Origin of the sequence: Kribbella sp. NPDC003557, from assembly GCF_040610805.1 — a bacterium.
In the GTDB taxonomy this organism is placed as follows: Bacteria; Actinomycetota; Actinomycetes; order Propionibacteriales; family Kribbellaceae; genus Kribbella.
On sequence record NZ_JBEXMY010000006.1, the window covers coordinates 169,832 to 189,686 of the forward strand.

The 19,855-nt window shown below is 70.5% G+C and carries 16 protein-coding genes; 6 read left to right on the forward strand and 10 right to left on the reverse strand.

Annotation, left to right across the window (positions count from 1 at the left end):
* Positions 1-17: 17 nt before the first annotated feature.
* Entirely contained in the window at positions 18-959 is a 942-nt protein-coding gene (locus ABZW60_RS25490; protein WP_355480800.1) for a WYL domain-containing protein, read from the forward strand.
* Here ABZW60_RS25490 and ABZW60_RS25495 read toward each other — a convergent pair.
* Together ABZW60_RS25495 and ABZW60_RS25500 are read right to left on the reverse strand one after the other, a co-directional pair.
* Positions 945-1,934 (reverse strand): hypothetical protein, encoded by a 990-nt coding sequence (locus tag ABZW60_RS25495; RefSeq protein ID WP_355480802.1) that lies wholly within the window; start codon positions 1,932-1,934, stop codon positions 945-947. The two genes, ABZW60_RS25490 and ABZW60_RS25495, sit on opposite strands and share 15 nt — an antisense overlap.
* 24 nt (positions 1,935-1,958) lie before the next feature.
* Positions 1,959-4,148: an AAA family ATPase gene (locus ABZW60_RS25500; RefSeq protein WP_355480804.1), complete on the reverse strand. Its 2,190-nt coding sequence runs from the start codon at positions 4,146-4,148 to the stop codon at positions 1,959-1,961.
* A 184-nt stretch (positions 4,149-4,332) separates the two neighbouring features.
* On the opposite strand from ABZW60_RS25500, the gene ABZW60_RS25505 reads away from it, so the two are divergent.
* Together ABZW60_RS25505 and ABZW60_RS25510 are read left to right on the forward strand one after the other, a co-directional pair.
* Positions 4,333-5,157 carry an alpha/beta hydrolase gene (locus ABZW60_RS25505; protein WP_355480806.1) on the forward strand — a complete coding sequence of 275 codons (825 nt, stop codon included), beginning with the start codon at positions 4,333-4,335 and terminating at the stop codon, positions 5,155-5,157.
* A 101-nt stretch (positions 5,158-5,258) separates the two neighbouring features.
* The gene (locus ABZW60_RS25510; RefSeq protein WP_355480808.1) at positions 5,259-5,876 is read left to right on the forward strand and encodes a helix-turn-helix domain-containing protein; all 618 of its coding nucleotides are present in this window, start codon (positions 5,259-5,261) and stop codon (positions 5,874-5,876) included.
* Here ABZW60_RS25510 and hrpA read toward each other — a convergent pair.
* From hrpA to ABZW60_RS25540, 6 genes are all read right to left on the reverse strand, one after another.
* Positions 5,873-9,940 carry an ATP-dependent RNA helicase HrpA gene (hrpA, locus tag ABZW60_RS25515; RefSeq protein WP_355480810.1) on the reverse strand — a complete coding sequence of 1,356 codons (4,068 nt, stop codon included), beginning with the start codon at positions 9,938-9,940 and terminating at the stop codon, positions 5,873-5,875. The genes ABZW60_RS25510 and hrpA overlap by 4 nt on opposite strands.
* A gap of 43 nt (positions 9,941-9,983) precedes the next feature.
* Positions 9,984-10,850: an LLM class flavin-dependent oxidoreductase gene (locus ABZW60_RS25520; protein ID WP_355480812.1), complete on the reverse strand. Its 867-nt coding sequence runs from the start codon at positions 10,848-10,850 to the stop codon at positions 9,984-9,986.
* Between the two features lie 62 nt (positions 10,851-10,912).
* On the reverse strand, positions 10,913-11,317 hold the full coding sequence (locus ABZW60_RS25525; RefSeq protein ID WP_355480814.1) for a universal stress protein: 405 nt from the start codon (positions 11,315-11,317) through the stop codon (positions 10,913-10,915).
* A gap of 15 nt (positions 11,318-11,332) precedes the next feature.
* On the reverse strand, positions 11,333-12,886 hold the full coding sequence (locus ABZW60_RS25530) for a tripartite tricarboxylate transporter permease (protein WP_355481791.1): 1,554 nt from the start codon (positions 12,884-12,886) through the stop codon (positions 11,333-11,335).
* A gap of 5 nt (positions 12,887-12,891) precedes the next feature.
* Positions 12,892-13,398 (reverse strand): tripartite tricarboxylate transporter TctB family protein, encoded by a 507-nt coding sequence (locus ABZW60_RS25535; RefSeq protein ID WP_355480816.1) that lies wholly within the window; start codon positions 13,396-13,398, stop codon positions 12,892-12,894.
* Positions 13,395-14,408 carry a tripartite tricarboxylate transporter substrate binding protein gene (locus ABZW60_RS25540; protein ID WP_355480818.1) on the reverse strand — a complete coding sequence of 338 codons (1,014 nt, stop codon included), beginning with the start codon at positions 14,406-14,408 and terminating at the stop codon, positions 13,395-13,397. Before ABZW60_RS25540 ends, ABZW60_RS25535 begins: the two co-directional genes overlap by 4 nt.
* Positions 14,409-14,514: 106 nt before the next feature.
* Here ABZW60_RS25540 and ABZW60_RS25545 point away from each other — a divergent pair, with 106 nt between their 5' ends.
* From ABZW60_RS25545 to ABZW60_RS25555, 3 genes are read left to right on the forward strand one after another with little or no spacing between them, the layout of a single operon-like run.
* A complete protein-coding gene (locus ABZW60_RS25545; protein ID WP_355480820.1) occupies positions 14,515-15,285 on the forward strand; it encodes an IclR family transcriptional regulator in 771 nt (256 codons plus the stop codon).
* Complete coding sequence (locus ABZW60_RS25550) at positions 15,275-16,486, forward strand: CoA transferase (protein WP_355480821.1); 1,212 nt, start codon at positions 15,275-15,277, stop codon at positions 16,484-16,486. Before ABZW60_RS25545 ends, ABZW60_RS25550 begins: the two co-directional genes overlap by 11 nt.
* A complete protein-coding gene (locus ABZW60_RS25555) occupies positions 16,483-17,274 on the forward strand; it encodes a citryl-CoA lyase (protein WP_355480823.1) in 792 nt (263 codons plus the stop codon). The genes ABZW60_RS25550 and ABZW60_RS25555 overlap by 4 nt, the downstream gene beginning before the upstream one ends.
* Before the next feature lie 39 nt (positions 17,275-17,313).
* On the opposite strand, the gene ABZW60_RS25560 is transcribed toward ABZW60_RS25555, so the two are convergent.
* Together ABZW60_RS25560 and ABZW60_RS25565 are read right to left on the reverse strand one after the other, a co-directional pair.
* Entirely contained in the window at positions 17,314-18,942 is a 1,629-nt protein-coding gene (locus ABZW60_RS25560; RefSeq protein ID WP_355480825.1) for an AMP-binding protein, read from the reverse strand.
* Positions 18,939-19,817, reverse strand: coding sequence for an SDR family NAD(P)-dependent oxidoreductase (locus tag ABZW60_RS25565; protein ID WP_355480827.1), 879 nt, complete (start codon positions 19,815-19,817; stop codon positions 18,939-18,941). Before ABZW60_RS25565 ends, ABZW60_RS25560 begins: the two co-directional genes overlap by 4 nt.
* Positions 19,818-19,855: the final 38 nt, after the last annotated feature.

Sequence of the window (19,855 nt, forward strand, 5' to 3'; positions counted from 1 at the left end):
GGGCAGAATGAAGAACCATGGACACCGCGGCCCGTCTGCTCCGACTGCTCTCACTGCTTCAGTCCCGCCCGCAGTGGGACGGCGCCGACCTGGCCGCCAGGCTGGACGTCACGCCCCGGACCGTACGGCGTGACGTCACCCGACTGCGGTCACTCGGGTACCCCGTCGACGCCGAGGCCGGGATCGGCGGCGGCTACCGTCTCGGACCCGGTGGGCGGTTGCCGCCGCTGCTGCTCGAGGACGAGGAAGCCGTCGCGATCGCGGTCGGCCTGCGCGTCGCGACCACCACGACCGTGTCGGGCGTCGAGGAGGCGGCGATCTCGGCGCTGGCGAAACTCCATCAGGTGCTGCCGGCGCGGCTGCGTGAGCAGGTCGCGGCGATCGGCGCGCACACGAGTCAGCTGCCGCAGGGGGAGTTGCCGACCGTCGACGGCGAGGTGCTGGTCACCCTGGCGGCGGGCTGCCGTGACGTCGAGGGGATCCGGTTCCGGTACCGCACCCACGCCGGCGACGAGTCGGAGCGCAGCGTCGAACCACTCCAGATCGTTCACACCGGCCGCCGCTGGTACCTGGTCGCCCGCGACCGCGACCGGCAGGCCTGGCGAACCTTCCGTGTCGACCGGATCGCGGACCCGGTGCTGACCGGCGCGCGCTACCGCTTCGAGAACCCGCCCGACCCGATCGCGCTCGTGGCCGAGGGCACCGGGGTGGCGCCGTGGGACATCGTCGGCCGGCTCCGGGTCCACGCCCCGGCGGACACCGTGCGAAAGCTCATCCCACCGAGCCAGGGCGTCGTCGAAGAGGTCGACGACGCCACCTGCGAGGTCCGCTTCGCCGCGAACGAACTAGGACCTCTCGTCTCCGGCGCGATCCGGATCTACTGGCCCTTCGAAATCCTAGACCCACCCGAACTCCGGGCCGCCGTCCACGAACACGCGCGCCGCCTACTGAACTCCTAGCTCTCGGCCGGCCCGATCGGCGAGGAAGCGGTCGGCGCGTTGCACGAACAGGTAGGCCTCCTGCCGGCGGGCCACGGCGCGTGCCCGCTCGGCCAGGCGTACGGCGGCGTCCGGGCCGGCGATCGTCTCCGCCAGCTGGGCCCGGACGAGAAGCAGCAGGCCGTCCGCGGACCGCTGGCCGTAGCGGTCCCGGAAGCTGTCGGCCTGGTCGAGCGCAACGGCGGCGGCGCCCGGGGAACCGGCTGCCAGGCGCATCTGCGCCAGTAGCGCGTACCAAGTGGAGACACAGGAGCGGACCGGGTTCGTCAGGTTGGCCACGATCAGCCGCTCCGCGTTGTCCGCGGCAGCACCAGGATCGTGACCGCACATCGCCAGTGCCCACCATCGACCCAGGCGGAGATAGGTACCGAGGAAGCCGAACGAGAAGTGCGGATCCGCCGCGATCCCACGGTCCGCGGCACGCAGGGCCCACTCCGGGTCGCCGACGACCGAGGCGACCCGGGTCGCCATGCACGTCGCGACGGTGGTCGCGTACGCATCGTCGCCTGCGCCCGCGACGAGTGTGTCCAGGAGCCTCCGTGCCTCAGCGGACTTCCCGTGATAGGCAGAGATCTCGGCGAGCATCGCCGCGGTCAGCAGCCGGAGCCCGTCGCGCACCTGGTCGGGGGAGCGATCGTCGGACGGCCCGTGGGACGCCGTAGCCGTCAGATGGCGGAACGACGCTCCGATGCGTCCGAGGTGCCACTGCTGGATTCCCCACGCGGCGTCTCCGTAGCCGCGGACCACCAGGTCCGGCGACGCCGATCCCTGCTCCAGCAGGCGATCCGCGAGGAAACAGCTACGCTCGAGGTCGAGGCCCTGCACGTGTGCCGTCCACCGGGAGAACAGGAAGCCCGCACCCTCGCGCTCGCGGCCGAGACTTCTCGCCACCGCCTCCGCCCGCTCCAGCAGGTCGACGGAAGAAGCGCCGTACATCGAGCGCATCCCGGCCACCGCGATCTACCGGGTCAGCGCCTCGAGTTCGAGCTCGGGCAGAGCCGCGCCGCGGGCTCGCTCGACGGCCCGGACGAGGTGACGCTCAGCGTCGTGGAGCGCGGTCTTCGCCGTCGCCCGGGCGCCGGCCCGGAGCAGGGCCGAGACGGCTCGCGCCCGGTCGATGAGCGGACCGGCCTCCCAGAGATGGTGTGCCGTCCGCTCGGCGACCGATTCGTCACCCGTGCCCAGCGCCTCGATCGCGTCGGCGATACCTCGGTGCAGCGAAGCGGCACGTCCGGGCGGCACGGCCTCGCAGACCGCCTCGCGGACCAGATCGTGGGTGAAGCAGTAGGTGAAGGGGTCTCCCGGCGCGGGACCGATGAGGCCGAGGTCGCGGACCGGTTCCAGCCGCTCGAGACACGTCGCCACGTCCGCAGACGCGATGCGTGCGAGTAGCACCAGTTCGACACTGCGCCCTGCGAGCGCGGCCATCTGCAGAAGCTCCTGAGCGCCGGGATCCAGTGCACCCATGCGGTCGCGAACGACGTCGCGGACGGTCAGCGGGACGCCACTTTGCACCACCGAGTCTTCTGTGACGGTGGTGTCGTCGGCGAGGAGCCGCGCGATCTCCTGCACGAAGAACGGGTTGCCGGCCGCCCGGGCATGGACCGCGCGGGAGACTTCCGCGGTGGGCAGCCGGCCCGTCTCGCGTCGGATCAGCTCGGCGACATCCGGTTCGGCGAGCGGGCCGACGAGAAGCCGTCGGTGCCCGGCGATCCGGCTGGCAGCGGCAAGCGCCCGGGCCAACTCGAGGCTGAGCGACGGGTCCCGGTTGCGCAGCGCCGCGACGACGGCAGTGCCGGCGGGAAGCCGGGCGACGACATGTTCGAGCAGCTGCAACGAGGCGGGGTCCGCCCACTGGAGGTCGTCGAGGACGATCAGCAGGGGATGCTCGGAGGCTGACTCCGAGATCACGCCGACGACCTCCTCGAACAGCCGGAACCGGGCGCCGTCGTCCGGGACCGGTGGCGCCGCCCCGGCAGCGTCCCGAGATCCGGTGAGGTGACCGAGATCGCCGGCAAGCCACTCCGCGCGACGGGTCGTCGAGCGGGTCTCGAGGACACTCCCGACGACCTCGACCCACGGCCACAGGGCGGGAACGCCGCCGCCCTGGAGGCCATGTCCCCACACCACGTGCGCCGCTCGATGCCGGGCGTGACGGGCAACCTCGTGGAGGAGACTCGTCTTGCCGATGCCGGGCTCACCTTCGAGGAGCACGACGGCCGTACCGGACGTCAGGGCCGGTTCGACGGCCTTCCGGATCAGGTCGAACTCCTGCACCCGGCCAACCAGTTGACGATCGAGGTCCGCGGCGGCCGGCATCGTCCGCAGGGAGTACGACGCGGGCTGGAGGCCTGCCGCAGGGCTCTGGTCGAACACCTGCCGCTGGGCCGACCGCAGCGCCGCACCCGGGTCGATGCCGAGGTCGTCCGCGAGCCGTCGACGCACGAGGTCGTACGTCGTGAGCGCCTCCGCCTGCCGGCCGGCAGCGCACAGCGAGCGAACGAGGCCGGCGTGCACGGGTTCGTGCAACGGCGCCATGGTCGAGGCTAGGTGGAGCGCGGGCAGCACCCGATCCGGCCGGTCCTGGGAGATCGCGAGTTCGGTCGCCTCGACGCAGGCGCCGAAGAACTCGTCGTCGAGTCCGGCGAAGATCGGGATCGCGGCAGGGCCGTGCGCCGCACTTCCGCCGGCCGGGCCGCTCCACAGCTCCAGTGCGGCGACGTAATGGTCGAGCGCGGCTGCCTCGCGGGTCGCGCGCGCCGTGGTGAGGAGTTGCCGGAAGCGCGCGAGGTCCAGGACCTCCGGACCGGCGGTGCACAGATAGCCGTTGGCGCTCCGCACGAGGTACGCGCTCGGCTCCCGCGGTCGAAGGGTGGGCTCGAGCAAACGGCGCAGCGAGCCGACGTACTTGTGGAGCACATTCAGTGCGCTGGCCGGCTCCTTCTCGCCCCAGATCAGGTCGATGAGTTCGCCGGCGCCGATCGGCCTGCCGGCGTGAGCCAGCAACAGCGCGAGCAGGTAGGCCTGCTGGCGTGGACCGGGGGCGACCTCGACGCTGTCGTGCCAGACCCGCAACGGTCCCAGGACCTGCAGCCTCAGCGAGCCGAGATTTTCTCCATCGGCGCTTCGAGGCAGGAGCGTCTCGGTCATGCCCGGCCTCCTTACGGGCTTCGGTCAAGTCGAACTCTAGAGGCTGGAGTCACGCTCCAGCCAGCGATCCACTGCAAATCCACTGGCCGTCAACCGTGGCCCCCTACCGTCGACCGCGGCGTGCACGCTCCCGCCCCGAGCGACTGCCCGCGGACCGCGTCGATCGAGAAGGCGAGAACACACCATGGCGACGATCACGACCCCCGACGGGGTGGAGCTGTTCTACAAGGACTGGGGATCGGGCCGCCCGATCGTCTTCAGCCACGGCTGGCCGCTGTCGGCTGACGACTGGGACAACCAGATGCTGTTCTTCCTCGGCCAGGGCTTCCGCGTCATCGCGCACGACCGCCGCGGACACGGGAGGTCGGCCCAGGTCTCCGAGGGCCACGACATGAACCATTACGCCGATGACCTCGCGGCGCTGGTCGAGCACCTCGATCTCCGCGACGCCGTGCACGTCGGTCACTCGGCCGGTGGCGGCGAAGTGGTGCGCTACCTCGGGCGGCACGGCGAGAGCCGCGTGGCCAAGGCCGTGCTGATCAGCTCCGTCGTACCGTCGCAGCAGCTCACCGATGCCAACCCTGACGGCCAGCCGCCGGAGGTCTTCGCGGGTCTCAAGCAGGGCATCGCGGCGAACCGGTCGGAGTTCTTCCGCGAGGTGGCCGCCGGGCCGTTCTACGGGTACAACCGGCCGGGTGCCGAACCGTCCGAGGCAGTGATCCAGAACTGGTGGCGCCAGGGCATGATGGGCTCGGCGAAGGCTCAGTACGACTGCGTCGACGCGTTCGCCCAGGAGGACTACACCGACGACCTGAAGAAGATCAGCGTGCCGGTCCTGGTCATGCAAGGCGACGACGACCAGATCGTTCCCTACCGCAGTACCGCTCCGCGGGCCGTCGAGATCCTCGCGAACGCCACGCTCAAGACCTACCCCGGCTGGCCGCACGGTATCCCGACCACGAACGCCGACGTCATCAACGCGGATCTCCTCGACTTCATCAAGTCCTGAGGGCAGCACGGCGCCGCCGGTCCCGCTCCGATAGATTCGCCGCGGAACCGGCCGCGCTCGCGCCGTGCCGGGATCGTCGGAGATCGAACAGGTGGGTGCCGGTGCCAGCGCAGGAACAGTCCCGGAGCCGTCGCCATGTCTACGCGGAGATGACCCGCCGGGAGGTGGTGCGCTCGGCGCGGAAGTTGTTCGGCCGGGACGGGTACGCGCAGACCACCGTCGAGAGCATCGCCCGGGATGCCCAGGTGTCACCGGCGACGGTGTACGCGCAGTGCGGCGGCAAGGAGGGCCTGCTCCAGAAGCTGATGGACATGTGGACCACCAGCAACCTGGTGCCGAGCATCATCGCCGAGTGCGCCGCCGCCGAGTCGGCGCACGCCAAGCTGGACGCGCTGGCGAAGGGGTACGTCGCGATCTACGCGGAGTCCGGCGACATCATCCGGATCGTGACCCGGGCCGCGGCCGGCGCGCCCGCTGCCGAGGCGTTCCTCGAGGTGGCCGACGAACGCCACCAGACCTCGCTCCGCGAGATCGTCACCGGCATGCGCGATGCCGGCGGCCTCGCCGGAGGGGTCACGGTCGAGGATGCCGTGCGGGTGATCTTCTTCCACTTCCGGTACGCCCAGTTCGCGCTCGCCGCGGACGACTTCGGCTGGGGTGTCGAACGTACGACCCGCTGGCTCACCGAGCGGGTCGAAGCCGCGATCCTGAAGCCCTAGCTCTCGGCCAGGGCTTTCCGGATGCGCTTCTCGGAGACCGGGTACGGCGTGCCGAGGGTCTGCGCGAACAGGCTGATGCGCAGCTCCTCGAGCATCCACCGGACCTCGAGGAGGCCCGGGCTCGGGTACTTGCCCGTCGGCACCGCGCGGAGCTTCTTGCGGTACTCGTCGGTGAGCATGTCGACGACCGCCATGCCGGAGCGGTCGCGGGCCGCGTTGGCGCCGAGCTTGTCCAGTCGCTGCTCCATGCCGCGCAGGTACCGGACGAGGTCCGGCAGTCGCTGCGCGCCGGTCTCGGTGACGAAGCCGGGGTGGACGAGACCTTCGAGCTGACCCCGTACGTCGGACAGCGCGGCCAGCAGCGCCGGACTCGACGCCCGCGAGATCTGCTTGTCCACGGTCCGGGCGTGCGCGAGCACCTGCTCGACCTGCTGCAGGATCGTCAGCACGGTGTCCGCGAGCTCCGACCGGACGGCGTCCCGCAGGATCGAGAACGCGGTCAGGTTCCACGCCGGACCGCCCGCGGCCGCCATCAGCTGGTCCACGGCCGCCGCGATCGCGTCGTCGAGGAGCTCGCCGACAGTGCGGTGCGGGCCCGCCATCAGCGTCATCTTCTGCTGGTTGCTCAGCTGACGCTGCACGACGTCGATCACCGACGGCATGGTCAGCAGCAGGAGGCGGCGCGTGCCCACCCACATCGCGGCGGCCTGGTCGCGCTCGGTCTCCTGCAGGCGGATCGCGACGCTCTTCCCCTCGTCGACGAGCGCCGGGTAGCCCGCGACCGTCAGCCCGTTGCGGTGCTCGGAGAAGCTGCGGGGGAGATCGCCGAACGTCCAGTCCGTCAGGCCGGACTTCTCCAGCCCGCTGACCGCCTTCGACGCCACCTGCGAGATCGCGGCCTTGGTCCGCGGCTTCAGCTTCTCCTTCAGCTTCGCGAGGTCCTTGCCCTCGGCCACCGTCTTGCGCTGGTCGTCCTCGACCCGGAACGTCATCCGCAGGTGCTCCGGCACCCGGCTCCAGTCCCAGTCCTCGGGCTCGATCACCACGCCGCGCAGGTCCCGCAGGGCGCGCGCCATCGCATCGGTGAGCGGCCCGGACGCCGGGTCGAGCTCGGGAAGGATCTGCCGCGCGTGATCCGGCGCCGGCACGATGTTCCGCCGGACCGCCTTCGGGAGCGACTTGATCAGCGTCGTCACGAGCTCCTCGCGGAACCCGGGGACGCTCCACTCGAAGCCGTCCGCGGTCACCTGGTTCAGGACCAGCAGCGGGATGTGCACGGTGACACCGTCGGCGTCGGTGCCGGGCTCGAACGCGTACGTCAGGTCGAAGGTCATCCCGTTCTGCGTCCAGCGCAGCGGGAACTCCTCCTCGCGCACCTCGGCACCCTCACGAACGACCAGCGACCGCTCGAAGTCCAGCAGGTCATGGTCACGCTGCCGGGCCGTTTTCCACCAGGTGTCGAAATGCCGCCCGGTGACCACCTCGGCGCCGATCCGCTCGTCGTAGAACGCGAACAGCGTCTCGTCGTCGACCAGCAGGTCACGCCGCCGGGTGCGCTCCTCGAGCTCCTCGACCTCTTCGATCAGCTTGCGGTTCTCGTGGAAGAACTTGTGGTGGGTGTCCCAGTCGCCCTCGACCAGCGCGTGCCGGATGAACAGCTCCCGCGACACCTCCGGGTCGACCTTGCCGTAGTTCACCTTGCGCCGGGCGACGATCGGCACGCCGTACAGCGTGACCTTCTCGTACGCCATCACGGCGCCGGCCTTGCGTTCCCAGTGCGGCTCGGAGTACGACCGCTTGATCAGGTGCGGGGCGAGGTCCTCGGCCCACTCGGGCTCGATCTTCGCGTTCACCCGCGCCCAGAGCTTCGACGTCTCGACGAGCTCGGCGGCCATCACGAACTGCGGCGGCTTCTTGAACAGCCCGGAGCCGGGGAAGATCGCGAACTTCGTGCCGCGCGCGCCGAGGTACTGGTGCTGGTTCGCCGGGTCCTTCATGCCGAGGTGGCTGAGCAGGCCGGACATCAGCGCGATGTGCACGCTCTGCGGGTCGGCCGGCTCGCCGCTGTTCAGCTGGACGCCGATCTGGGAGGCGACCTGACGGAGCTGCGCGAAGATGTCCTGCCACTCACGCACCCGCAGATAGTTCAGGTACTCGCTGCGGCACATCCGGCGGAACTGGTTGCCGGACAGCTCCTTCTGCTGCTTCTTCAGGTAGCTCCAGAGGTTCAGGTACCCGAGGAAGTCGCTGTTCGGGTCGCGGAACCGGGCGTGCGCCTGCTGCGCCTGGGCCTCCGCGTCGGTCGGCCGCTCGCGCGGGTCCTGGATCGAGAGCGCGGCGGCGATCACCATCACCTCGCGCACGCAGGCGTGCTTGTCGGCCTCGACGATCATCCGGGCCAGCCGCGGGTCCAGCGGGATCTGCGCGAGCTGCCGCCCGATCGGGGTCAGCCGGCCGCCCTTCGGCGTCTCGATCGCACCGAGCTCGGTGAGCAGCTGCAGGCCGTCGGTGATGCTGCGCTTGTCGGGCTCGTCGATGAACGGGAACGCGGCGATGTCGCCGAGCCCGATCGCGGTCATCTGCAGGATGACGCTCGCCAGGTTCGTGCGGAGGATCTCCGGGTCGGTGAACTCCGGCCGGTTGGTGAAGTCCTCCTCGGAGTACAGCCGGATGCAGATGCCGTCGCTGGTCCGGCCGCTGCGGCCCTTGCGCTGGTTCGCGCTGGCCTGGGAGACCGGCTCGATCGGCAGGTGCTGGACCTTGGTGCGGTGGCTGTAGCGCGAGATGCGCGCCGTACCGGGGTCGATGACGTACTTGATGCCGGGGACGGTCAGCGACGTCTCGGCGACGTTCGTGGCGAGCACGATCCGGCGGTTGCCGTGCGGCTGGAAGACGCGGTGCTGCTCGGCGTTGGACAGCCGGGCGTACAGCGGGAGGACCTCGACGGCGCCGGGCCTGCCGCGCTGGGCGGCGTACTTGTCGTTGAGCGCGTCGGCGGTGTCGCGGATCTCGCGCTCGCCGCTGAGGAAGACCAGGACGTCGCCGGACGCCTCGTACTCGAGCTCGTCGACCGCGTCCAGGATCGCCTGCGTCTGGTCGCGGTCGATCGTGCTCGGGTCCTCGGGGTCGTTGACCGGCCGGTACCGCACCTCGACCGGGTAGGTCCGGCCGGACACCTCGACGATCGGCGCGGGGGTGCCGTCGGCGGCCGCGAAGTGCTCGGCGAACCGCTCCGGGTCGATCGTCGCCGAGGTGATGACGACCTTGAGGTCCGGGCGGCGGGGGAGCAGGCGTTTGAGGTAGCCGAGGATGAAGTCGATGTTCAGGCTGCGCTCGTGCGCCTCGTCGATGATGAGCGTGTCGTAGCGGCTCAGGTCGCGGTCGCGCTGCAGCTCGTTCAGCAGGATGCCGTCGGTCATCAGCTTCACCAGCGAGCGCTCGCTGACCTTGTCGGTGAACCGGACGGCGAACCCGATCGTCTCACCGAGCTCGGTGCCGAGCTCCTCGGCGATACGTTCCGCGACCGTGCGCGCGGCCAGCCGGCGGGGCTGGGTGTGCCCGATCATGCCGTGTACGCCGCGGCCGAGCTCGAGACAGATCTTCGGGATCTGCGTGGTCTTGCCGGAGCCGGTCTCACCCGCGACGACGACCACCTGGTGGTCCCGGATCGCGGCCGCGATCTCGTCCTTCAGCTGACTGACCGGCAGCTCTTCGGGGTAGGTGATCTCCGGTACGGCGCTCCGCCGCACCTCGACCCGCCGCTCCGCCTGCTCGACCGCCCCGGCCACACTCCGCAGCTCGGCCGCCCGTTTGCGAGCGTCCGAGGTACGCCGAACCCGCTCCAGGCGCCGCCCGAGCTGCTCCCGGTCGTACGCGGTCAGCCCCTCGAGCCGCCCGACGACCTCCGCCAGGCTGAGCCCGCCGTCGACAGAGCCGTCGTCGGTCGCGGCTGGGGGTGTGGCCGGGCGTTCTCCCTTTCCGCCGCGGCGGCGGCGCCGGCGCTTGGCCGGGTCCTGGGAGGGGGCTGGGGATGGACTCGGGGACTCGGTCCGGGCATCAGGCATAACCAGTCCAGTTTAGGCGCCCGGCCCCAGCCCCTCACCCGGATTACCGCAGGCGCCGGGCGAGGGTCGTCAGGGCGGCGACCTGCTCGGTGATCGGGGTGCCGACGAGGTTCAGGTCCCAGTCCACTCGGCTGATGCCCTCGTCGGAGGAGCGACGGAGGTCGTCGAGGATGGTCTCGGGGGTGAAACCGGGCGGGCCTTCGAGCATCGGGTGCGGCCGCATCGGTCCGGCGCGGAGGACGATCGGCCCGCTGCCTCCGGCCTCGTGGTACCAGCCGACAGCGGCCCGGGTGGAGTCCCAGTCGCGGTGCGCGAGCGTCAGCCCGTCCGCGAGCCGCGCCGCGCGTTCGACCGCCGGCCGCGTGACGCCGCCGCCGTACAGGGTCAGCGGAGCGACGGGCTTCGGCCCGACGATCGCCATCGGCACCGTGTAGTGCGCTCCGGTATGTTCGACCGGATCGGGTCCCCAGCACGCCCGGAGTACGGCGATCGACTCCTCGAACGCCGCCACCCGGCCCCGAGCGGGTACGCCGGTCGTGACGAACTCCTCCGGTAACCACCCGAGCGCGATCCCCAGATCCATCCGGCCGCCGGACAGTTGGTCGATCGTCGCCACGCGGCGGGCCAGCACCACCGGCTGCTGGAACAGCGGTACGAGGATCGCTGTGTGGAGCCGGGCCTGTCTGGTGTGCGCCGCGACGTAGGCCAGCGTGTCGAGTGCGTCGTACGCCGCCTCTCCCGGCAGCCCGGCATGGTTGATCCAATCGGGCGCGGCCGGGACGAGCAGGCGCTCGAACACCGAGACCGCCGCGAAACCCAGGTCGTCAGCTGCCTTCGCGATCGTCACTACCGCGTCGGGCCCACGCAACCCGACCACCGGGAGACCGACGCCAACCTCGGGATACACCATCGACAGTTCCTTCCGCTTCGGGGATCTACCCCGTGGTCGGAACGGGCGGTGGGTTCTTGCGGTCAGTCGTGCGGGGACGGGACCTTGACGGCGAGGACCGGGACGGGGGATTCGAGCAGGACGCGCTGGGCGGTGCTGCCGAGGATGAGTTTGCCGACCGGGCTGCGGCGGCGCAGGCCGAGGACGATCAGTACGACGTCCTCGGCGGCGGCCGCTTTCAGGAGTGCGCCGGCCACGTCGCCCTCGGAGACCGCCTGCTGGATCGTGACCTCGACGCCGTGCTCGCGCAGCTTGGCCTCGGCGGCCGCCAACTCGTCGGCGTTGGCGTAGCGGGCGTCGATGTAGGCGTCGCCCCGGCTCGTGTTGAGCAGCAGGATCGAGGCCCCGCGCAGCTCGGCCTCGGTCGCCGCCGCGGTCAGCGCCGCCTCACCCTCGGGCGTTGGTACGTATCCGACGAGAATCTTCACGGCCCCACTCTCCCATCAATCGTCCTCACCGAAGGTCAGGCGGTCAGGGGTGGGTCGGGTCCCGCGCACCCGCGCCACGATCCGCGGCAGGTACGGGACGAACAGCGCGAGCACCGTCAGCACGATGATCACCAGGCTCAGCGGGCGGGTGACGAACACACTCGCGTCGCCGTTCGAGATCACCAGCGACCGGCGGAACTGCTCCTCCATCGTGGGCCCGAGGATGACGCCGAGCACGACCGGCGCGATCGGGAAGTCGAGCTTGCGCATGAAGAACCCGATCACCCCGATGACGAGGGCCATCAGCACCTCGTACCCGGAGCCGGACAGCGAGTACACCCCGAGGCACGCGAAGACCAGGATCCCGGCGTACAGCAGCGGCCGCGGCACCTTGAGGACCTGGACCCAGATCTGGATCAGCGGCAGGTTCATGATCAGCAGGATCAGGTTGCCGATGTACAGCGACGCGATCAGCGTCCACACCAGCGTGCTCTGGTCCTCGAACAGCTGTGGCCCGGGCTGGACGTTGAAGATCTGGAACGCCGCGAGCATCACCGCGGCCGTCGCGGACGTGGGCAGACCGAGCGTCAGCAGCGGTACGAGGACACCGGAGAACGACGCGTTGTTCGCCGCCTCCGGTCCCGCGACGCCCTCGATCGCGCCGTCGCCGAACTCGTCGCGGCCCTTCTTCCGGGCCCGCCGGCGCTCGATCGAGTACGAGAGGAACGTCGGCACCTCCGCACCGCCCGACGGGATCGCCCCGAACGGGAACCCGAGCGCCGTCCCGCGCAGCCACGGCGCCCACGACCGGCCCCAGTCGGACCTGTTGAGGTACCCGGTCCGCAGCCGGCCCCGCTCCAGGACGGCGGGCCGCTCCGGGGTCGACCGCAGCTTCGATGCCACGTGCAACGTCTCGCCGATCGCGAACAGCCCGACGATGACGATCACCACGTCGATCCCGTCGAGCAGGCGCAGCGTGCCGAACGTGTACCGCGGGTCGCCGGACAGGCTGTCGAGCCCGATCAGCCCGAGGAACAGGCCGACCACGAGCGACAGCAGCCCGCGGACCATCGAGTGTCCGACGATCGCCGTCACCGCGACCATCGCGAGCAACGTGATCGCGAAGTAGTCGGTCGCCTGGAAGTGGCTCGCCAGGCTGCCGATCGGCTTCGCGACGAACGTCAGCAGGACCGTCGAGATCGTCCCGGCCACGAACGACCCGATCGCCGCGGTGGCCAGCGCCGCCCGGGCGCGACCCTTGAGGGCCATCTTGTGCCCCTCGATCGCGGTCGCCACCGAGGCCGACTCGCCGGGGGTGTTGATCAGGATCGAGGTGGTCGACCCGCCGTACATCGCGCCGTAGTAGATCCCGGCGAACATGATGAAGGCGCCGATCGGGTCGGAGAAGTTGAAGGTGATCGGCAGCAGCAGCGCGATGGTCAGCGCCGGGCCGATCCCCGGCAGGATGCCGACCAGCATGCCGAGCGTGACACCGAGCACCGCCCACAGCAGGTTCATCGGATCGAGCACGGTGCCGAAACCGTGCAGGAGCTCACCGAAGACGCTCATCGCGATCACAGGCCCAGCACCCCTCCCGGCAACGAGATGTCCAGGAACTGCGTGAACGCGATGTACACGACGACCGCGAGGACGACGGCCACGACGATGTCACGCACCAGTTGCCGGCTCCCGAGCACGCGGGCCGCCGCGAAGAACAGCAGCGCGGTCGCGATCACGTACCCGAGCGGCACCACGAGCAACGCGTAGAGCACCAGCAACCCGCTCACGGCCAGCGGCTCGAACCAGCTCCGATCGCTTGCCCGACTGGTCCTGGGGGACCGCAGTCCCTCCACCAGATACGCGATCGAGAGGACCAGCCACGCAACCGTCACCAGCAGAGGAAAGAAGCGGGGCCCCGCCGGGTCCAGGCCCTTCGGGCTGCGAATGCCGAACACGCCGACGAGGAACGTCGTACTCAGCACGATCAGCACCACAGCGGCGATGATCCGGACCCGCCGCGACGCCTCGACCTCGACGTCGGACGTCCTGGCCGCGTCGACCGACTCTTCGGTGGCGGTCATATGATCCCCAGCTCCTTCTCCAGCGCCTGCACCCGCGTGGTCTCCTCGGCGATGAACCGCGTCGCGTCGTCCCCGGTCCTGAAGAAGTTCGTCCAGCCGTTCTTCTTCCGGATCTCGGCCCATTCCGGCGACTCGTTGACGTCGGTGACGAAGTCGATCAGCCGCTGCCGGTCCGCCGCCGGTACGCCGGGCGGCGCGACGATCGCGCGCCAGTTCTGCACCTCGGCGTCGTACCCCTCGGACTTCATCGTCGGGAGCTGTTTCCCGTCGAGGGAGACCGGCTCGGTGCCGGACGTGGCCAGGACCCGCATCTTGCCCGCGGTGATCTGCTCCTCGAACTCGCTCAGCCCCGAGATGCCGACGGTGACGTCGCCGGACAGGATCGCCGCCGTCGCCTCGCCGCCGCCGGAGTAGCTGATGTACTTCACCTTGGACGGGTCGGCGCCGGCCGCCTTCACCAGCGTGCCCGCGGTGATGTGGTCGGTGCCGCCGATCGTGCCGCCGCCCCAGCTGACCTTCGACGGGTCGGCCTGGTAGAGCTCGACGAGGTCCTTCAGGGACTTCAGCGGCGAGTCCGACTTCACCACCAGCACTTCCTGCTCGGCGGTCAGCGTCGCGATCGGCGTGGTGTCGGAGACGGTGATCTGGGACTGGTTCAGGGTCAGCGCGCCGACCATCACCAGGCCGGTGATCATCAGCGTGTGCGGGTCCTTGCGGTTCTTCGTGACCAGCTTGGAGATGCCGACCGCGCCGCCGGCGCCGGTCACGTTCACCACCGACACCGCGCGCTCGCCGAGCAGCTTCTTGTCCTGGATCACGTGCTGGAACTGCCGGGCGGTCAGGTCCCAACCACCACCAGGCGCGGCGGGGACCATGATCTCGACGTTCCGGCTCGGGAAGTCGCCGGCGACACTGCCGCCGTCGAGGGTCTTGTCCAGGGCCGAACAGCCACTGACGAACAGGCTGGCGACCAGACCCGCGGCGACGAGCGCCGTTCGGGGTCGCGACATGAGCAGCTACCTCCTGGGGGCGAGGGGTATTGCCGGCGACCGTAGCAGCATTCCACCAGGAGGTACAGAGATTCCGTTGTGTGGCACGGCGGGTTATCGTCGGGGCATGAGTGAAGGTGACGGAGTGCGGAGTGTGCACCGGGCGCTGGACCTGCTCGAGCGGTTCGACGACGAGCATCCGACCTGGACGCTGGCGGCCCTGACGGCGGAGAGCGGGCTGCCGAAGACGACCGTGCTCCGGCTCGTGACCACGCTCGAGCAGCGCGGGCTGGTCGCGGCGATCGGCCCGGGCAAGTATGCGATCGGCCCGGGCTTCCTGCGCTGGTCCCGGCTGAGCAGCGCGACGATGGAGATCCCGCCGGCGGTGCGCGCGGCGATGGGCAAGCTGTCGGCCGACACCGGCGAGACGGCGAATCTCTACATCCGGGTCGGCCGGACCCGCGTGTGCCTCGCCCAGGCGCCGGGCTCCTTGAGCATCCGGCATGTGGTGGTCGTCGGCTCGTCGATGCCGCTGTGGGGCGGTGCGGCGTCGAAGGTCCTGCTCACCGACCCGCCGGTGCTCGACTCCGACCCCTCGTTGATCGAGGAGCTGGCCCTGGAGGCACCGCGGCAGCCAGGGTTCGCGAAGAAGCTGCGAGCCGCGGTCACGGACGCGGCCGCGCGCGGGTTCGCGGTCAGCCACGGTGAGCGAGAGCTCGGCGCGTCGGGTGTCGCGGCCCCGGTCCGCCGTACCGACGGGCGGGTCGTCGCGGCGATCGCGATCGGCGGGCCGACGACCCGGTTCAGCGACGACCGGTTGCCTTCGTACGTCGCCGCCGTCCGGCGCTGCGCGGAGACGATCGTGCGGACGGGGTGGAGCGGGTTCAGTGGGTCCTGACGCGGATCTGCTCGCCGGGGTGCGGGTGCTCGACCTGACCAACGTGCTCGCGGGGCCGTTCGCCGGCTACCAGTTGGCGCTGATGGGTGCCGACGTGATCAAGGTCGAGGTGCCCGGGACCGGCGACCTGGCCAGGAACCTCGGCGGTGATCCGTCGCTGTCGCAGGACGGGCTCGGCATCTCCTTCCTCGCGCAGAACGCGGGCAAACGGTCCATCACGCTCAACCTGAAGAGCCCGGCCGGCCGTGAGGTCTTCGAGCGGCTGGTGCGCGAGGCGGACGTGTTGCTGGAGAACTTCCGGCCCGGGGTCCTGGACCGGCTCGGCTTCGGGGCCGACGTACTGCGGTCGCTGAATCCGGGGCTGGTGTACTGCGCGGTGTCGGGGTTCGGGCAGACGGGGCCGATGCGCGGGCGCCCGGCGTACGACCAGATCATCCAGGGGCTGTCCGGGATCATGAGCGTCACAGGGACACCGGAGACCGCGCCGATCCGGACCGGGTTCCCGATCGCGGACACCCTTGGCGGGTACGCGGCGGCGTTCGCGATCTCCGCGGCGCTGGTGAAGCGCGAGCGCACCGGCGCCGGTTCGTTCCTCGACGTCTCCATGCTGGAGACCGCGGTCGCGGCGATGGGCTGGGTGGTGTCCGACTATCTGGTCGGCGGTCGCACACCCGGTGCCATGGGCAACGAGAACGCGACGTCGGCGCCGTCCGGGACGTTCCGGACCGCGGACGGGGCGCTGAACATCGCGGCCAACAAGCAGGAGCAGTACGTCGAGCTGTGCACGCTGCTGGAGCGTCCCGAGTTGATCGACGACGAGCGCTTCGTGTCGCGGGAGGCGCGGAAGACGCACCGGGCCGAGCTGCGCGACGAGTTGGAGAAGACGCTGTCCCGGCGCTCCGCGGCCGACTGGGACGAGTTGCTCGCGGACTCCGGCGTACCGGTCGCGCCCGTGCTGAGCGTTGAGCAGACTCTCGCCCTACCCCAACTCGCCGAACGCGGCCTCCTGCACACGGTGGACATGCCCGACGGCCGTGACCGCGAACTCCGGGTCCTCGGCAGCAGCGTCCACGTCGACGGCGCCCCGATCGGCCCCTCGACCCGCCCACCCCGACTCGGCGAGCACACACGCCAGATCCTCACCGAACTTGGTTACACCCCGGAAGAGATCGCATCCCTCGAAGCAGAGGAAGCCACATGACCCAGGGGAGTGAAGGGGCTGACTGGTGGGCCACCGGCATCTCGGACATCCGGCCCGGGGTGATTCGGTTTCACGGCTATGCGGTCGAGGAGCTGATCGGCGCGGTCGGCTTCCCGCAGATGATCTGGTTGATGGTCCGCGGGGAGCTGCCTTCGGCGGGGGAGGCGCGGTTGCTGGAGCAGACGCTGGTCGCCGCGGTGGACCACGGCCCGCAGGCGCCTTCGATCGCCGCCGCGCGGATGGCCGCGTCCTGTGGTCTGGCGCTGAACAACGCGATCGCCACCGGCGTGAACCTGCTCGGCGACGTCCACGGCGGTGCCGGGCAGCAGTGCCTCGAAGTTCTGTACGACCTGCGCGCCGCGGTCGACGCCGGAACCGACCCGGCGATCGCGGCGCAGGACCTCGTGGCGTCGTACAAGGAGCGCAAGGCATACGTCCCCGGCTTCGGTCACCGGTTCCACCCGAAGGACCCGCGCCGCGACCCGCTCGTCTCGGCTGCCCGGCAGGCAGTTGCCGACGGCACCATCACCGGCCGGCACCTGGAGATCGCCCTCGCGCTGGAGTCCGCGCTGAGTCCCGTACCGATGAACGTCGACGGCGCGACCGCGACCATCTACGCCGAGCTCGGCTTCCCCGCCGAACTCGCCCGCGGCCTGTTCGTGCTGTCCCGCTCCGTCGGCCTGCTCGCCCACGCCCGCGAGCAGCAACTGGAACCGACGCGCATCAAGGGCCCACTCCCGAAGGGCACCCTCCCGACGTACACCGGCCACCCACCCCGCTCGCTGTAACCGATCAGGGCGTACGAACCGCTCGTCACCATCGGGTCTTCACGGCGGGGTGAGTTTGCTGCGCAGGACCTTGCCGGTCGCGTTGCGCGGGAACTCGTCGAGGACCACGATCCGGCGTGGCGTCTTGTAGCGCGCGAGGTTCGCCTTCACGTGCGTGAGCAGGTCGTCCTCGGTGACCGGTTCGCGGAGTACGACGTACGCGACCAGGCGCTGGCCGAACTCGTCGTCGGGGACGCCGGTGACGACCGCCTCGGCGACCGCGGGATGCGCGGCGAGGCACTGCTCGACCTCGACCGGGTACACGTTCTCGCCGCCGGAGACGATCATGTCGTCCTCGCGGCCGTCGACGAACAGGCGCCCGGCCCGGTCCAGGTGACCGAGGTCGCCGGTGCTCATCCGGCCGTCGACGACGGTCTTGGACGAGCCGTCGGAGTATCCGCCGAAGACCAGGCCGCCGCCCGCGAAGATCCGTCCGGTCGTGCCGGCCGGCGCCGGGCGGTCGTGGTCGTCGAGGATCCGGATCGTGCTGCCGAGGCACGGCCGGCCGACGGTGCCGGGCGCGGCGAGCAGGTCGGCGGAGGTCGCGATGGTGGCGATACCGACCTCGCTGGAGCCGTACGCGTCGCACAGGATCGGTCCGAAGCGTTCGATGAACCGCTCGGCCAGCGGTGCGCCGAGCTGGGACGCACCCGAGATCACGGCCCGGAGCGAGCGCAGGTCGTACTCCGCGATCGCCTCGGGACCGAGCTCGAGCAGCCGCCGCAACATCACGGGCACCGCCGCCACCGACCCCGCCCGCGTCCGCTCCACATCCGCCAGCAAGGTCGCCGCATCGAACCGCGGCCGCAACACCAACGGCGATCCGAGGAACAAGGCGAGCATCGAGGTCAGCAGCCCGAGCCCGTGGAACAACGGCGGACAGACCACCATCGGCTCACCAGCCCGCAACCCGAACCGGCTCAACGCACTACCGGTCAGCCCCGCCAGCCCCACCGCGGTAGGCACCCGAGGCGCCGCCTTCGGCGTACCGGTCGTTCCAGAGGTGAGGATGGTGATGTGCCCGGCGCTCGCCGGCGCCGGCGCCGCCGGCGCGATACTCTCGGCCAACTCATCCAAACCACCACGGGCTCGGTCGGGTCCGTTGGACAGGATGGATGGAAGGTTGGGGGACGGGGCGAACTCCTCGTCGTGGACCAGGAGGTCAGGGCGGTGGCGGTCCAGGACCGCCGCCAGCTGGGGTGGGGCGAATTCGGTGTTGACGAACAGGACGTCCGCGCCGACACGGGAGGCTGCCAGGGTCGCCTCCAGGAAGCCTCGGTGGTTGCGGCACAGGACAGCTACCTTGCTACCGGCAACGATTCCGTACTGATCGTGCAGACCGGCCGCGATCCGCTCACACCGGCGGTCCAGTTCGGCGTACGTGATCTCGTCGTCCCCGGTGATCACCGCCGCGCGGTCCGGGTAGCGGATCGCGGCGATCACGCCGAGGGCGGCCATCGACTGACCCCAGGTCCGCAGCGCGCGCTCGATCCGCACGAGTTGTGCCGGCCCGGCCGACCGCCACACCCCGGATCGGACCAGCGCGACCGACAGCTCGCCGACCTCGGCGGCACCTTGCATCAGCCACCCGGGCGGCCGCAGCGGCGGGATCGGGCGGATCGTCCTCATCGCTTCTTCCCGCCTCCCGTACGCCGGAAGTACTGCTCCAGCAACCGATCCGTCGGCACCCGCAACAGGTTGCCCAGAGCATCAGCCGGCCGGACGAACGGCGGCGTGATGTTGTGCGGCCGCTCCGCCACCGCCGTGCACACCTGGTCGGCCGCCTGCTCCGGCGTCAACCCCGGCATCTTGTTGAGCAGCGGCGTCGGCTCACTCATCCGGGTGTGCACCAGCCCCATGTAGACCGTCGACGTCGTCACCCCGTCGCCGCGCACCTCCTGCGCCACGCACCGCAGCCAGACGTCGAACGCGCTCTTCGACGCCAGGTACGCCGACCAGCGCGCCATCGGCGGCGTACGGACACCCGCGGTCGACACGTTCACGATGTGCCCGGACCGCTGTTCCCGCATCGACGGCAGTAGTTCGAGCACGAGCTTCGCCGGCCCGAGGTAGTTCACCGCGTTCGTCCGCTCGATGTCGTGGAACCGCTGGTACGTGTCCGCGATCGAGCGCCGGATGGACTTGCCGGCGTTGTTCACCAGGACGTCGACCCGACCGTGTTCGGCGAGCACGACGCGCGCGAGCTCCGCCACCGCCGCCGGGTCCGCGAGGTTGGCCGGGTGCACGTACGCCGTCCCGCCGCGCGACCTGATGTCTTCGGCCACGACCTGCAGCTGCTCCGCCGTCCGCGCCACGAGCAGGACGGTGGCGCCGGCCGCGGCCAGGCGCCGCGCGGTCGCCTCGCCGATCCCGTACGACGAGCCGGTGACCAGCACGACCTTGCCCCGGACGGCCGCGGCCAGCCGTTCGTCGGAGACCTTGGTCCGCCCGTTCGTCAGCGCAACGAGCAACGGCCACCCGATCGGACGCTTCGCAGTCACCATGCGGCCGACATTACCCGCTGGTAGCCGTCAGCGGCAGA

What these genes read in the sequence shown, in the direction of transcription:
- ABZW60_RS25490 (WP_355480800.1), top strand. Translation starts at nt 18, where the DNA reads ATGGACACCGCGGCCCGTCTGCTCCGACTGCTCTCACTGCTTCAGTCC.
- ABZW60_RS25495 (WP_355480802.1), bottom strand. Translation starts at nt 1,934, where the DNA reads ATGTACGGCGCTTCTTCCGTCGACCTGCTGGAGCGGGCGGAGGCGGTG.
- ABZW60_RS25500 (WP_355480804.1), bottom strand. Translation starts at nt 4,148, where the DNA reads ATGACCGAGACGCTCCTGCCTCGAAGCGCCGATGGAGAAAATCTCGGC.
- ABZW60_RS25505 (WP_355480806.1), top strand. Translation starts at nt 4,333, where the DNA reads ATGGCGACGATCACGACCCCCGACGGGGTGGAGCTGTTCTACAAGGAC.
- hrpA (WP_355480810.1), bottom strand. Translation starts at nt 9,940, where the DNA reads ATGCCTGATGCCCGGACCGAGTCCCCGAGTCCATCCCCAGCCCCCTCC.
- ABZW60_RS25520 (WP_355480812.1), bottom strand. Translation starts at nt 10,850, where the DNA reads ATGGTGTATCCCGAGGTTGGCGTCGGTCTCCCGGTGGTCGGGTTGCGT.
- ABZW60_RS25530 (WP_355481791.1), bottom strand. Translation starts at nt 12,886, where the DNA reads ATGAGCGTCTTCGGTGAGCTCCTGCACGGTTTCGGCACCGTGCTCGAT.
- ABZW60_RS25535 (WP_355480816.1), bottom strand. Translation starts at nt 13,398, where the DNA reads ATGACCGCCACCGAAGAGTCGGTCGACGCGGCCAGGACGTCCGACGTC.
- ABZW60_RS25540 (WP_355480818.1), bottom strand. Translation starts at nt 14,408, where the DNA reads ATGTCGCGACCCCGAACGGCGCTCGTCGCCGCGGGTCTGGTCGCCAGC.
- ABZW60_RS25545 (WP_355480820.1), top strand. Translation starts at nt 14,515, where the DNA reads ATGAGTGAAGGTGACGGAGTGCGGAGTGTGCACCGGGCGCTGGACCTG.
- ABZW60_RS25555 (WP_355480823.1), top strand. Translation starts at nt 16,483, where the DNA reads ATGACCCAGGGGAGTGAAGGGGCTGACTGGTGGGCCACCGGCATCTCG.
- ABZW60_RS25560 (WP_355480825.1), bottom strand. Translation starts at nt 18,942, where the DNA reads ATGAGGACGATCCGCCCGATCCCGCCGCTGCGGCCGCCCGGGTGGCTG.
- ABZW60_RS25565 (WP_355480827.1), bottom strand. Translation starts at nt 19,817, where the DNA reads ATGGTGACTGCGAAGCGTCCGATCGGGTGGCCGTTGCTCGTTGCGCTG.